The 13,990-nt window shown below is 35.5% G+C and carries 12 protein-coding genes; 7 read left to right on the top strand and 5 right to left on the bottom strand.

The window, feature by feature from the left end:
- Positions 1-4: 4 nt before the first annotated feature.
- Genes secF through yajC form a run of 3 tightly spaced genes read right to left on the bottom strand, consistent with a single transcriptional unit; the run spans position 5 to position 2,821 of the window.
- Positions 5-976: a protein translocase subunit SecF gene (gene secF / locus PF028_RS03340; RefSeq protein ID WP_270860350.1), complete on the bottom strand. Its 972-nt coding sequence runs from the start codon at positions 974-976 to the stop codon at positions 5-7.
- Positions 976-2,562, bottom strand: a complete 1,587-nt coding sequence (secD, locus tag PF028_RS03345) for a protein translocase subunit SecD (protein ID WP_270860351.1) — start codon at positions 2,560-2,562, stop codon at positions 976-978. Before secD ends, secF begins: the two co-directional genes overlap by 1 nt.
- Positions 2,555-2,821 carry a preprotein translocase subunit YajC gene (gene yajC / locus PF028_RS03350; RefSeq protein WP_270860352.1) on the bottom strand — a complete coding sequence of 89 codons (267 nt, stop codon included), beginning with the start codon at positions 2,819-2,821 and terminating at the stop codon, positions 2,555-2,557. Before yajC ends, secD begins: the two co-directional genes overlap by 8 nt.
- On the opposite strand from yajC, the gene PF028_RS03355 reads away from it, so the two are divergent.
- From PF028_RS03355 to PF028_RS03365, 3 genes are read left to right on the top strand one after another with little or no spacing between them, the layout of a single operon-like run.
- Complete coding sequence (locus PF028_RS03355) at positions 2,797-4,101, top strand: apolipoprotein N-acyltransferase (protein ID WP_270860353.1); 1,305 nt, start codon at positions 2,797-2,799, stop codon at positions 4,099-4,101. The genes yajC and PF028_RS03355 overlap by 25 nt on opposite strands.
- Positions 4,102-4,137: 36 nt before the next feature.
- Positions 4,138-4,611, top strand: a complete 474-nt coding sequence (locus tag PF028_RS03360) for a hypothetical protein (RefSeq protein ID WP_270860354.1) — start codon at positions 4,138-4,140, stop codon at positions 4,609-4,611.
- 28 nt (positions 4,612-4,639) lie between these two features.
- Complete coding sequence (locus PF028_RS03365; protein WP_270860355.1) at positions 4,640-5,392, top strand: glycosyltransferase family 2 protein; 753 nt, start codon at positions 4,640-4,642, stop codon at positions 5,390-5,392.
- Here the strand turns inward: PF028_RS03365 and PF028_RS03370 are convergent.
- Both PF028_RS03370 and sstT read right to left on the bottom strand, forming a co-directional pair.
- Positions 5,389-6,432 (bottom strand): glycosyltransferase family 4 protein, encoded by a 1,044-nt coding sequence (locus tag PF028_RS03370; protein ID WP_270860356.1) that lies wholly within the window; start codon positions 6,430-6,432, stop codon positions 5,389-5,391. The two genes, PF028_RS03365 and PF028_RS03370, sit on opposite strands and share 4 nt — an antisense overlap.
- Positions 6,433-6,577: 145 nt before the next feature.
- A complete protein-coding gene (gene sstT / locus PF028_RS03375) occupies positions 6,578-7,828 on the bottom strand; it encodes a serine/threonine transporter SstT (protein WP_270860357.1) in 1,251 nt (416 codons plus the stop codon).
- A 167-nt stretch (positions 7,829-7,995) separates the two neighbouring features.
- Here sstT and metK point away from each other — a divergent pair, with 167 nt between their 5' ends.
- From metK to PF028_RS03395, 4 genes are all read left to right on the top strand, one after another.
- Positions 7,996-9,198, top strand: coding sequence for a methionine adenosyltransferase (gene metK / locus PF028_RS03380; RefSeq protein WP_270860358.1), 1,203 nt, complete (start codon positions 7,996-7,998; stop codon positions 9,196-9,198).
- A gap of 334 nt (positions 9,199-9,532) precedes the next feature.
- Complete coding sequence (locus PF028_RS03385; RefSeq protein WP_270860359.1) at positions 9,533-11,242, top strand: M3 family oligoendopeptidase; 1,710 nt, start codon at positions 9,533-9,535, stop codon at positions 11,240-11,242.
- Positions 11,243-11,244: 2 nt separating this feature from the next.
- On the top strand, positions 11,245-11,652 hold the full coding sequence (locus tag PF028_RS03390) for a hypothetical protein (protein ID WP_270860360.1): 408 nt from the start codon (positions 11,245-11,247) through the stop codon (positions 11,650-11,652).
- 271 nt (positions 11,653-11,923) lie between these two features.
- Positions 11,924-13,987, top strand: coding sequence for an ATP-dependent helicase (locus PF028_RS03395; protein ID WP_270860361.1), 2,064 nt, complete (start codon positions 11,924-11,926; stop codon positions 13,985-13,987).
- Positions 13,988-13,990 lie beyond the last annotated feature (3 nt).

A 13,990-nucleotide genomic window follows, 5' to 3' on the forward strand; every position in this document is an offset into this window, starting at 1 on the left:
CTCCTTATACTGCGCCCTTTTCATACATAGCGCGAATTTTTTCTTTTTCTCTTACCCGTCTTTGTTTTTCGGCTAAGAAATTTCTATATTTTACCACATCGAATTTAAAGAAAATTAGCATAGGTGCAGCGATAAAAATAGAACTATAAGTTCCTATAATTACACCAACAAGCATAACAAGGCTAAATCCGTGTATCATCTCACCACCCCAAACAAACAAAATTATAACAACCATTAAAGTTGTAAAAGATGTAAGAAGCGTCCTTGAAAGAGTATGTGAGATAGATTCATCGATTACTTTTGCTACATCGGTTGCCTTTGAAGTGCGAACACCTTCGCGAATTCTATCAAATACGACAATGGTATCATTTAGCGAATAACCCAAAATCGTAAGAAGTGCCGCTAAAATTTCAAGGTTAAAATCGATTTGAAATAAAATTATAGCTCCAACAGCGATGATAATATCGTGAAATTCTGAGACAATAGCAGCTAAGGCAAATCTCCACTCAAAGCGAATGGCGATATAAATCAAAATCAAAATAAACGAAATGGTTACTGCCATAATGCCCTTTTGGCGAAGTTCGTCGCCGACTTTTGGTCCGACAATATCGACTTTTCGAATTTCAAAATTTCCCGTGCCTTTTAAAATTTCTTGTGCCATTAGACCCGGACTTTCGCCAAGTGAGCTAGTTGCACTAGCATATCTAATGGTAACTTCGCTATCGCTTCCAAATTCGGTTACATTTACGCCCGTAAATTTACCGGTTTCGTTAAATTTAGCTCTAATTACATCAAGCGGTGCTTTTTGGTCATATTTAACCTGAATAAGCGTTCCGCCACTAAAATCAATGCCGTAATTAAACCCTTTGTAAAAAAACAAAAACAAAGAACCAACCACCAAAATAAGCGAAACGGCAAATGCAATATACCTAAATTTCATAAATTCATAAATTTTATCTTTATCAAAAATTTGCATTATTTGCCCTTTCTTACTTTATAACCAAACCAAAACGGCGTATTTTTGCTCTTTTCGATTTTATCTACAAAAAGTTCAAACATTCCGTGTGTGCCTAAAATCGCCGTTATCATCGAAGCGATAATGCCGATACTCATAGTTACGGCAAAGCCTTTAACAGGACCTGTTCCATAAGCATAGAGTGCCGCCGAAGTTATAAGCGTAGTTATGTTTGCATCGATAATAGCACTCATAGCGTTATCATAGCCTTTTTGGATACTCTGCTTTATACTAGCGCCCGTTCGCAAAACTTCCCTAATCCGTTCATTTATAATAACATTTGCATCGACTGCCATACCGACGGTTAGGACGATTCCAGCCATACCCGGAAGTGTCAAAGTAGCACCAAAAAGTGCCATACAAGCTATCAAAAACAAAATATTTACGATTAGAGCTAAATCCGCAAAAACACCTGCCATGCCGTAGTAAAATACCATAAAAATAAGTATCGCAATAGCAGAAGCAATCAAAGCCTTCATACTTTTGTCGATACTATCTTGTCCCAAACTTGGTCCTATGCTTCTAGTTTCTGACATTTTTACAGGTGCTAGCAACGCACCACTTCTTAGAGCAATAGCCACATCGTGGGCTTCATTTAAGCTAAATCCACCGCTGATTTGTCCGCTTCCACCACCGATTCGCTCATTTATTCTCGGAGCCGAATAAACCTGTCCGTCAAGCACGATAGCAAGGCGTTTGCCGACATTTTCGCCTGTAAAATCGCCAAAAATTTTCGCACCTTCTGAATTTAGCGTGAAATTTATTATTGGTTGATTTGTATTTTGATCAAATGCAACTTTCGCGTCGATTAGCATACTGCCGTCAAGCACCGGAATTTCATTGATTAAATACTTAAATTCAGGCTGTTTTACATCAGGGTAAATAACATCGCCGTAGCTTTTAGCTTCGGCTTCACTCATAATCTGAGCCCTATCTTGTCTAACCTCATCAAGTGCCATAAGTTGCAAATGAGCAGCCTTTGCAATCAAATCTTTGGCTCTTTGCTCATCTTCTTGACTTTTAACGCCCGGAAGCTCAACCAAAATATACTCTTTTCCTTGTCTAGCCACGGTTGGCTCTGCTAAACCAAACTGATCAAGACGGTTTCTAATGGTCTCAACCGCCTGAGAAATGGCATACTCTTTTGTTGAAGCTTCTTCTTCGGCTGTTAAATTTACACTATATTGTTGAGCATCTTTTTTTATCTCAATTCCCGGAATCGCATTTAAAATAGCGTCAAATTTAGGCGCCTCGTCAGGGTCAAGTATGCTAAATTCGAAATGATTTTTTTCTATTCTAAATTTTTCTACAAACAAATCATCTTTTTTTGCCGAATAATTCACACTTGAAGCAATCGATTTGATTTTCGAAGCGATAGCCTCATCACTTTCGACTTCAAGTAGCATGTGAAGACCACCTTGTAAGTCAAGTCCTAAATTTATCTTACTTCCGCTTTCGCTCTGAAAAAGTGACGGCGCAGAAAAAATAAGCCCAAACACCGCAGCAATAATAAAAGCAATAAGCTTAAATGAAATTTTACTACGCATCTAATTTTCTAGCCACAAATCTTTTATCTAGCTCGACCAAAGTCTCATCATTAAGCTTAACTGTGATAAAATCATCGTTTGATTTTACAACTGTGCATTTTAAGCCACCGTTGGTAACTATAACATCGCCTTTTGCAAGTGCATCGACCATAGCTTTATGCTCTTTTGCTTGTTTTTGTTGCGGTCTTATAAGTAAAAAATAAAAAATCGCAATCATAACGATAAGGGGTAGTAATGTTCCAAAAGCACTTTGTTCCATGTAAATCCTTTGTAAAAAATTTAACAAACGAGTATTTTACCTTAAATTATATAAATAAAGGCTTTTGTTGTGCGTTTTTTTTATCAAATTTTATTTTTGTATCGTTTGCGCCAAATTTATTTTTAGAATTTATCTCGCCGTTTGTGGCTATTTACGGACTTTTTTTATTGATAAAAGAAAACAAACAGGTGTTTTTTTGGTGCGGATTTTTTGTAGGATTATTTTGGTTTTACTGGATAAGTTTTAGCCTTATTTATTTTGATTTAAGTTATTTAATTCCGTTTGAAATTTTAGGAATTGCATTTTTTTATGGAATTTTATTTCGAATTTGTGCTATCAGCGATAATAAATTTTTAAAAGCGTTTTTTTTGATTTTTATAAATTTTATCCACCCGTTTTCGTTTAACTGGCTAAATTTAAATTTGATTTTTTCTTACGGCATTTTTGAGCCGAATTTACGGGCATTATTAGCCGTAATGGCAGGAATTTTGGCATATTATCATTTGGAATATTACAAAAAAGCTTTCTTTTTTATATTTTTGATTTTTGGTTTGCAGTTTTCGCAAAATGAGCCAAATTTTTTGCCTTTTGAAACCGAAATTGTAAATTCGCAAATTTCACAACACGATGTTTGGGAAAAAGAAAAAATATTTTCGCAAATAAATGCAAATTTAGAAAAAATCGACACAGCCATAGCCGAAAATAAAAAATTTATAATCTTCCCGGAAAGCGCGTTTGCGCTAAGATTAAATTTACAGCCAAATTTGATAAATCATCTAAAAGAAAAATCGCAAAAAATCACTATTTTGCTAGGCTCAGAAGCCCAAGAAAATGGCGAATTTTATAACTCGGCGTATCTTTTTAAAAACGGAGAAATGCAAAGATTTGATAAATTTATTTTAGTTCCTTTTGGCGAAGAAGTTCCACTTCCAAATTTCGCAAAAGATTTTATAAATAACACATTTTTAGGTGGCGCAAAAGATTTTTCAAAAGCCCAAAATTACAGCGAATATGAAATTAACGGCGTAAAAATCGTAAATGCAATCTGCTACGAAGCAACTCGTCCTGAAATTTACAAAAACGCTCCAAAAATCGTGGTAGCTATTTCAAATAACGGCTGGTTTATGCCTTCGCACGAGCCAAATTTGCAAAGACTTTTAATGCGATACTACGCCACGCTTAGCGGAGCTACGATATATCACGCCGTAAATGGAAGCAAAAGCGAGATAATCACGCCAAAAGAGTTTTGGATAAGCAAAGCATTAGCTAAATTCAGATAGAATTTGAAGTCAAATTTTTATTTTAAGGATTAAATAATGAAAAAGGTAATCTCAGTTTTATGTATCGGAGTAGCACTTTTGTTGGCACAAACACCTAGCCAAACCGTAACCATAAATAATAACCAAAATCAAACCAATGCCACACAAAGTGTTCCGATAACTCCTGAAAATATCCATATCGCACTTGCTCAACTCGCAATGGCGACAAATTCGACACTACCACAACGCTTGGATTTTGTAACTATTTTTGATAGAGCCACTTCTAAGGGAAATATTCTAAAATATTATTATATTTTAAACGATGATGAAGATTTTGTGCTTAGCAAATTTAAAAAAGATCGCAAGGATAAATTTTTAAATGACATTAAAACAAATGTCAAAAATTCGCTTTGTGCTTCTGAAATGAGCCGAGATTTACTAAATGCAGGAGCTACATTTAACTATAATTTTGAACTTCGAAACGGCAGTAAATATTTTCAGTTTAGTATGGATAAATCAGTTTGTAAGTAAATAAACAAAGTAGTAAAAAAGGACTAAAATGAATAAATTATCTACTTTGATTGTCGCAAAAAATGAAGAAAAAAATATCAAAGAGTGCATAAAAAGCGTTGAATTTTCCGATGAAATTATTGTGATTGATGATTATTCTACTGATAAAACCGTAGAAATAGCCACTTCTTTGGGTGCAAAAGTATTTCAAAGAGCGATGAACGGAGATTGGAGTGCGCAACAAAATTTCTCTATCGAAAAAGCTACGCATGATTGGATTTTACTGATAGATGCTGATGAAAGAATCACGCCAGAACTCGCGCAAGAAATTAAGCAAAAGCTTCAAAGCGATGAATTAATCGCTTATCGCATAAAACGCCTTAATCACTTTAATCGCAAAATAGTGCGTTTTGGAGTGTTGCACCCAGATTTCGTAACTAGACTTTTACCAAAAAAAGATTTTTATCTTACAGGGCAAGTTCATCCAAAACTACATTATCCATACCCTGAGCAAAATCTCAAAAACTATATGCTTCACTATACTTACGATAACTGGGACGCATATTGGCGTAAATTTGATAAATATACTAAATTATCAGCTATTAGATATAAAGATGAAAACAAATCGGTTAATTTTTTTAGAGATATTATTATCCGTCCTATTTGGGCGTTTTTTAAGGTTTATGTTATTCAACTAGGATTTTTAGACGGCAAAATCGGCTGGATTTTATCGGTAAATCATTATCTTTATACGATGACAAAATACGCACGGTTTTATGAGCTAAAACAGGGTAAAAATTAGTCTAATAATTTTAATAACTCATCGATATGATAAGCAAGTTTTGGATTATATGCAATATATTCTTGTGGGTTATTGATTTTATGTTGATTACTTGATTTCATTTGATCGGCTAAAATAAGCGAATTTATAAGGCTTTCTAAATTATTTTTATCAAAAAATAGACCATCGCTATCTTTAATAATCTCGCAACAACCACAGCTATTTGCAAAAATAATTTTTGTTCCACACAAAATGCTTTCAACACCAACTAACCCAAAAGGCTCATAAAGAGAAGCTAAAATAGAAAAATCAACAGCATTGTAAAGATCTGGCATATTTTTTATAAAGCCCAAATTTATAATGCTATCATTTTGCACTTTTTTATTTCCACAAACAGCGATTTTTATCTTGTAATTTAGCTTTAAATTGACGATTTTAACAGCTTCTAAAATAAACGGCAAACCCTTTCTTTGGTGGTCACCAGAAGGAAATAATAATATGTTTTCATTTTCGTTAAAGCCAAATTTTTTACGCAATTTTGCTCGTTTTTCATCTGGCATTGGATAAAATTTTTCAGTATCCACAGGTGGGTAAATCGTAAAAATTTTATCCTTTTCTACGCCATAAAATTCTACCAACTCATCTGTCATTTTTTGCGAGTGAGCGACGATTTTTTTTGCACTTTTATAAGCAGAAAATCCGCGTTTAATCGTCATTTTATCTTTTATCGTAGCCTGTCGCTTAATGCCTTTTAAAAAGCCTAAATGATTTCCGCCACAAAATAAAATATCTGCATTATCAACTAAACTTGTGGCGATTAATTTATGATTTTTTGGTAATTTTTTTTGCAAAATAGCGTTAAAAACAGCATATCTTAGTTGCGAAATTGGAAATTGTGAAATTTTATGCGTAGGACATAACTTAGCAAATTCTGGCGAAATTTTCATACTAAAAACGCTTGGCGTGATTTGTTTGGCTAAAAAACCTTGCACCAAATCAAAAACATAGCGTTCCATTCCACCTGATGGCTTAAAATTATCCGTAGCAATCGCAATATTCATAAAATTCCTTAATATATTTCAAACTAAACTTAAAAAATTATATTCATAAATTCAACTTAAATTTGCCAATCAAATACCGACGATTTCGCACCAAATTCGCATAAATTTATTATCGTTGCGATTTAGTGCGAAAACTAGGCTCGTTTTATTTTTCTAAATTCGGTTCACTAACCCCTGACGCAACAGCGCTAAATACAACATCGGTTGAGCTATTTATCGCAGTTTCGACTGAATCTTGAATAACACCGATAATAAAGCCAATCGCAACAACTTGCATAGCAATATCATTTGAAATTCCAAAAAGCCCACACGCTAATGGAATAAGCAAAAGCGAACCGCCGGGCACTCCACTAGCTCCACAAGCTCCTAATGCTCCTACAACACAAAGCAAAAGTGCCGTGCCAAAATCAGGCGTAATGCCAAGAGTATTTGCAGCAGCTAGTGCCATTATAGCGATAACAACCGCAGCTCCACCCATATTTATAGTCGCACCCAAAGGTATAGAAATCGGATAAAGCTCTTCATTAATGCCTAGTTTTTTACAAAGGTTTAAATTTACAGGTATATTTGCAGCCGAACTTCTAGTGAAAAATGCCGTAATTCCGCTTTCTTTAAGGCAGGTTAAAACCAATGGATAAGGATTTTTCTTTGTCATTACAAATACTATGAGCGGATTTATAACCAAAGCTACAAAAGCCATAGCAGCAACCAAAACAACTACGATTCTAGCGTATCCCGCTAGGGCTTGCAAACCTGTTTCATACACAGTAGTAGCAACCAAACCAAAAATTCCAAACGGAGCAAGTTGGATTATAAATTGCACGATTTTTGTAAGTGCTTCGCTTATATCGCCAAAGAATTTTTTTGTTTCGCCTTTTGCATATCTTAATGTAACCCCAAGTCCCACAGCCCAAGCGATAATGCCGATATAATTTCCCGTTACAATCGCATTTAAAGGATTATCAACGATTTTAAAAAGCAAATCTTTAAGCACAACCAAAACGCTCACAGGCGCAGGTCTATCTGCCCCTTCGATACCACTAAGTGCAAGTTCGGTTGGAAATATAAAACTAAATGCAACGCCCGTAGCAGAAGCTAAAAGAGTTCCTACGATATATAAAACAACTACTTTTTTAAGCCCTGTTGCACCTGAACTAAATTCTTTATTTATAATCGCACTTAAAATTAAGATAAAAACTAAAATCGGTGCAACGGCTTTTAATGCACCTACAAATAGATTTCCTAAAAGCCCTGCAAAACCTACAAGGGCGTTTAAAAACGAACTACTAGCACCTTGTGCCACAACGCCAAGAATAGCACCTAAAACCAAACCGACGATAATACGCATTATAAGGCTTTTATCCTTATAGCTATCGAACATTTTTTTCATATTCATAATGCATCCTTATTTAGAAAAAATTCGGTTTGAAATATATCAAAATTTGGTTAAAGTTTTATTTAAATTTGACATTAAATTTTTAAAATTTGCTTTTAAATTTTATCCGAATTTAAAAGTTAAATGCTAAAATTGCAAAGAATTTTTAAAAAACAAAGGAAAAATTTATGTATTTATTTACAAGCGAAGTTGTAAGCCCGGGACATCCTGATAAATGTGCCGACATTATCGCAGATAGCATAGTCGATAAAATTTTAATGCAAGATCCTAACGGCAGAGTTGCCACAGAAGTTTTCGTAGCAGGAAAACATGTCGTCATCGGCGGCGAAGTCAATGCCAAAGTCGATTTTACACATGATGATTATCGCCATATCGTCAAAAACGCACTCGCTGAAATCGGCTATTTTGACAATCCATATTTCACAAGAGAGCAATGCTTGCACCCGCAAGACTTGCAAGTTGATGTCTTCGTAAATCAACAAAGCCCTGATATTAATCAAGGCGTAGATCAAGAAAGCGGCGAAATCGGCGCAGGTGATCAAGGTATAATGTTTGGTTTTGCAAGCTGCGAATGCGAAAATTTAATGCCGGCTGCCATTACTTACGCAAGGCTTCTTTGCGATAAAGTTTATGCCTACGCTAAGGCAAATCCGCACGAACTTGGCGTAGATATTAAAACGCAAGTTACGATTGATTACGGCACGAAAGACAACTTCGAAAATTGCCTCCCACAAAGCATACACACTATCGTAGTTAGCGCACCTTGCGTGGAGAGCATGGATATAAATACAGTTCGCGCACTAATCGGCAGATTAATCGATGAAGCGGGACTTCCTGCAAATTTATACAACAAAGAAAAAACGATAATTTATATCAATCCGACAGGTCGCTATGTAAATCACAGCTCACTGCACGATAGCGGTTTAACTGGACGCAAACTAATCGTCGATAGTTTTGGCGGATACTCTCCGATAGGTGGCGGCGCACAATCAAGCAAAGACTACACAAAGGTAGATCGCTCTGGGCTTTATGCGGGGCGTTGGATAGCCAAAAATATAGTCGCAGCAGGACTTGCTAAAAAATGCGTAGTTCAGCTAAGCTATGCAATAGGCGTCGCAAAACCAACCTCTGTGAGCGTCGATACCATGGGGACATACAGCGACGGGATAGATGATGAAATGTTATCAAATTTCGTAATGGAAAATTTCGCTCTCACGCCTCGCTGGATAACTGAAAAATTTGGCTTAGACAAACCTAGTGCTGATACATTTTTGTATGCAAATGTCGCAGCCCTTGGGCAAGTGGGAAATCCAAGTTATCCGTGGGAAAAGCTTGATGGAGTGGCTACATTTAAAAAATTATTAAAGTAAAATTTTAAGTTGAACTCAGCCTAGCTTTTACGCCGAATTTGCAACGATAGACAAAACAAGTCTTATCTTATGCAAATTCGGCGTAAAATCGTCGGCATACACATATCAAATTTGAATTGAATTATTTTTTGTCATTGCGAGAAAGCGAAGCGACGAAGCAATCCAGCAAACGCCAATAGGCATTTTAATCAAACATTATTTAAATTCACTAGATTGCTTCGACGGCGTTGCCTTCTCGCAATGACAATGGAAACGAATTTAATGTCTAAAAACCAAATTTAACTGCGTTTTAATATTTTTTGCTACACTTACGCCAAAAAATAAAAGGAAAACTATGACTTGGAATTTAAATGAATTTTTTAAAAATGAAGCAGAATTTAACGAATTTTGCGAAAAAACAAAAAAACAAAGTATCGAATTTAACGCTAAATTCAAGGGCAAGCTAGCAAATTTAAATGCGGACGAATTTTTGCAGAGCCTAAAAACTTACGAAAAAATCAACGAGCAAATTTCAAAAATTTTATCTTTTACGCATTTAGATTTTGCAAAAGATACGACAAAAGGGGCAAATTTAGCCAAAATAGAACTTCTTTGCAACGAAATTTCAGAAAATTTGCTATTTTTTGAACTTGAATTTAATGAGCTTGAAAGTGCAAAACAAGACGAATTTATCGCAAATTCACACGAATTTGAGTATTATTTAACACAACTTAAAAAACAAAAATCTCATCAGCTAAGTTTTTTAGAAGAACGAATTTTGCTAAAAACTTCACCTGTAAGCGGAAGTGCCTTTTCAAGGCTATTTGATGAAACTATGGCAAATTTAAAATTTGAATTTGACGGCGAGTTTTTAAGCGAAGAACAAATTTTAAGCAAACTCCACGACAGCGACCGTGAAGTGCGTAAAAAAGCAGCTCTTAGCCTAAGTGCTACGCTTGAAAAAAATCTGCACTTGCTTGGATTTATTTACAATATGATTAAAACCGATTTGCGAATTTCGTGCGAACTGCGAAATTACGAGCTTGGCGAAGAGATAATGCACCAAAATAATCAAATTTCAAAATCCAGCATCGATGCGTTGATTAAAGCAACCGAACAGAATTTTGACATTGTCGGCAAATTTTATGAGAAAAAGCGAGAAATTTTAGGTTACGAAAAACTTTATGATTATGATAGATACGCCCCATTAAATGCCGATAATAGCGAGTTTAGTTTTGATGAAGCAAAGCAAATCGTGCTAAAAGCATTTTATGAGTTTAGCCCTAAATTTGGCGAAATCGCCACAAAAGCTTTTAGCCAAAACTGGATTGATGTTTTCCCGGCAGAACATAAGCAAAGTGGGGCATTTTCGCACTCTGCTAGTAGCGACACCCACCCGTTTGTGCTTTTAAATTTCACTTCAAGGCGTAGAGATGTTTTTACTCTTGCGCACGAATTAGGTCATGCGATTCATCAGTATTTAGCCTATGGCGTAGGATTTTTTAACTCATTTACGCCGCTAACGACGGCTGAGACGGCTTCTGTTTTTTGTGAAATGTTAGTTTTTGATTATATGCGAAAAAACGGCGACGGCGACTTAAAACCAATGCTTGCAGCCAAAATCGAAGACATTTTTGCCACGCTTTATCGCCAGATAAATTTCACAACCTTTGAACGCCGAATTCACGCCGCAAAAGACGAACTAGGCGTAGAAGAAATAAATAAAATTTGGCTAGAAGAATCGGCAAAAATGTTTGACGGAAAGCTCATTTTAAACGATTATTACAAAATTTGGTGGAGCTATATACCGCATTTCATACATAGCCCGTTTTACTGCTACTCTTACGGGTATGCTCAGCTTTTGGTTTTGGCTTTATACGGGCTTTATAAAAGCGGGAAATGCGAAAATTTCGTGCAAATTTATACTGAATTTTTAAGCCTTGGCGGAAGCATGGAACCAAAAAAAATGGTAGCTAAATTTGGACTTGATATAGAAAATAGCGAATTTTGGCAAATCGGCATAGATGAAATTCGCACTCTTGTAGATGAATTTTTAAAGGATTAAATATGAAAGATTCGATTTTAAAAGATGAAAATTTTAATAAAATGATGATAAAAAATATCAATGAGTGCATAAATTTTTTATTTGAAAAAGGTGTTGAATTTGGCATTTTATCAAATTTGAAATTTACCGAATTTAACCCTGCCCTACCGGAACATATAACCCAAAATTTTAAAAGCGAAGTGATTTTATTTGAACTTGCAAATTACACGCTTCAAAGTGCAAAAATCGAAAATAACGCACTTTGCTTTGAAGCTGGTTTTGGTGAAGAAAATTTTCCTTCAACCGTTAGTATTCCGCTTTTTGCGATAATTCAAATAACACTTGAAAATATGCCGATTTTAATAAATTTTAGTATCCCTGATACCGAAAAAATGAAAAGAGAAAAATCGAAAAATATTTTTAGTAAATAATAAAAAAATTCGCAAATTTAAAAAACGAAAGTTTTTTAAATTTGCCACTTCTAGCGTGCAGGGGTTGGGGGTTGTTAAGGGGGAAGGGGGCGCTTCGCAAGTCAGCCCCCTTCCCCCTTAAAAGGCAACTTTCTGAATAATTAAATTTAAAAAAAATTCAATCTGCAAATTTACAAAAAAAATATTCCATTGCTCCCTAAAATTAGGCGTTAATCAAATTTTTATAACCATTTTGGTAAAATCTAGCTTTAAATTTTGCCAAAGAGAGAACATGGAAATTTTAAACGATTTAAATCCCAGTCAAAAAAAAGCCGCCACGCACATAGACGGAGCGATGCTGATTTTAGCAGGAGCCGGTAGCGGAAAAACCAAAACCATCACAACTCGCCTTGCATATTTACTAGCAAACGGCATTGATCCGGCTTCGACTTTGACGCTCACTTTTACAAATAAAGCCGCAAACGAAATGCGTCAAAGAGCCTTAAATTTGATAAAAAATTTAAAACTTAACACAACGCCGCTTTTATGCACATTTCACAAATTTGGGCTTTTATTTTTAAAATTTCACATTAACGAACTTGGTCGCAAAAATAACTTCTCTGTCATCGATACAGATGATAAAAAACGCATTATAAAGTCATTTGAGAGCGATTTGCCTACTTCCACACTCGCAAATGAAATCTCAAAATACAAAAATTCGCTCCTAGATTACGAAGATGTCTTGCAAAATGCAAATTTAATCGCAGAAGAAATCGGCAAAATTTCGCAAGGCTTTTACCTAAAAACGGCTGAAATTTACAAAAAATACGAAGAATATCTAAAAACAAATAATCTAGTCGATTTTGATGATTTGCTTGTTTTAACCTATAAAATTTTAGAAAAAAATGAAGCTTTATGCGATGAAATTTCACGCCGTTATCAATATATCACGGTCGATGAATATCAAGATACAAACGATATTCAGTTTAAAATTTTAAAACTTCTTTGCAAATGCCACGAAAATTTGGTCGTTGTCGGCGATGATGATCAAAGTATTTATGGTTGGCGTGGCGCAAAAGTGGAAAATATCTTAAATTTCAAAGATCAGTTTGAAAGCGTAAAGGTAATTCGCCTTGAAGAAAATTATCGCTCGACAACTCAAATTTTAGCCGCCGCAAACGAGCTAATCGATCACAACCGAAATCGCTTAGGTAAAAATCTAAAAAGCGTTAAAGGAGGCGGCGACGAGATAGAGCTAATGGAATCAGGCGATGAAACTTATGAAGCAAATAAAATTTCAGCCAAAATTCAGCTTCTTATCTCGCAAGGGGTAAATCCTAGCGAAATCGCCATTTTATACCGCGTAAATGCGCTCTCACGCAGTATCGAAGAAGGACTAAATAAAGCCAAAATTCCATACAAAATGGTCGGCGGAGTAAAATTCTACGAACGAGCCGAAATCAAAGATGCGATTGCATATTTGCGTTTAATATTAAACGAAAATGACGATTTTTCGCTTCGTCGCATTATAAATCGCCCAAAAAGGGGCTTAGGTAAAGTAGGTCTAGCCAAACTAGAAAAAATCGCCTATGATAACAAAATCAGCTTAGTTAATGCCATAAATTTGCTAAGTAGCGGCGATGTTAGTAAAAAAAGCCACGCTGAGCTTTTAAAATTTGCAAATTCATTAAAAGAAACTAGGCAAATGGACGGAATTTATAATATTTTAAACGAATTTGACAAGGCTTTTGGCTTGAAAGATTATTACGAAAGTTTGCCTGACGGAAGCGAAAGAATCGCAAACCTTAACGAATTTTACGCACTTTTAAAAGACGAAGCTTTAAATAAAGAAAATTTTGACTTAGAAGAATTTTTAAACGAAACCACGCTACTTAGCGAACAAGACGGCATAAGTGGCGAAAGTATCTCCATAATGAGCGTTCATGCGAGTAAGGGCTTGGAGTTTGAACACCTTTTTGTCATCGGACTTGAAGAGGGCTTTTTTCCACTCATCGGAGACGGCACCGACATAGAAGAAGAACGCAGATTAGCGTATGTAGCACTCACAAGAGCCAAAAAAAGCCTGAGTTTAAGCAGAGTAGAAAGCAGATTTTACAAAGGCAAAAGAGAACGGCTTGAAAAAAGTAGATTTTTAAACGAAATCGGCGTGAGCGACGGCGCTTTGGTTATCCAAAGCAAAAGCGAATACAAAAAAGGCGATTTAATCAAACATAAGCTTTTTGGTATCGGACGCGTCATAAGCGTTACAAAGGTGCGAAACGAGCAGAAGCTAAAAATAAATTTTGGCGGAATCGAACGCGAGATTATGTCAAATTTTGTTTCCAAAGCCGTTTAAGGG

Origin of the sequence: Campylobacter sp. CN_NE2 (assembly GCF_027797465.1) — a bacterium.
Taxonomy (GTDB): domain Bacteria; phylum Campylobacterota; class Campylobacteria; order Campylobacterales; family Campylobacteraceae; genus Campylobacter_B.

Coding starts and splice junctions, on each gene's coding strand:
- secF (WP_270860350.1), bottom strand. CDS start 976: ATGCAAATTTTTGATAAAGATAAAATTTATGAATTTATGAAATTTAGG.
- secD (WP_270860351.1), bottom strand. CDS start 2,562: ATGCGTAGTAAAATTTCATTTAAGCTTATTGCTTTTATTATTGCTGCG.
- PF028_RS03355 (WP_270860353.1), top strand. CDS start 2,797: ATGTTCCAAAAGCACTTTGTTCCATGTAAATCCTTTGTAAAAAATTTA.
- yajC (WP_270860352.1), bottom strand. CDS start 2,821: ATGGAACAAAGTGCTTTTGGAACATTACTACCCCTTATCGTTATGATT.
- PF028_RS03360 (WP_270860354.1), top strand. CDS start 4,138: ATGAAAAAGGTAATCTCAGTTTTATGTATCGGAGTAGCACTTTTGTTG.
- PF028_RS03365 (WP_270860355.1), top strand. CDS start 4,640: ATGAATAAATTATCTACTTTGATTGTCGCAAAAAATGAAGAAAAAAAT.
- PF028_RS03370 (WP_270860356.1), bottom strand. CDS start 6,432: ATGAATATTGCGATTGCTACGGATAATTTTAAGCCATCAGGTGGAATG.
- sstT (WP_270860357.1), bottom strand. CDS start 7,828: ATGAATATGAAAAAAATGTTCGATAGCTATAAGGATAAAAGCCTTATA.
- metK (WP_270860358.1), top strand. CDS start 7,996: ATGTATTTATTTACAAGCGAAGTTGTAAGCCCGGGACATCCTGATAAA.
- PF028_RS03385 (WP_270860359.1), top strand. CDS start 9,533: ATGACTTGGAATTTAAATGAATTTTTTAAAAATGAAGCAGAATTTAAC.
- PF028_RS03390 (WP_270860360.1), top strand. CDS start 11,245: ATGAAAGATTCGATTTTAAAAGATGAAAATTTTAATAAAATGATGATA.
- PF028_RS03395 (WP_270860361.1), top strand. CDS start 11,924: ATGGAAATTTTAAACGATTTAAATCCCAGTCAAAAAAAAGCCGCCACG.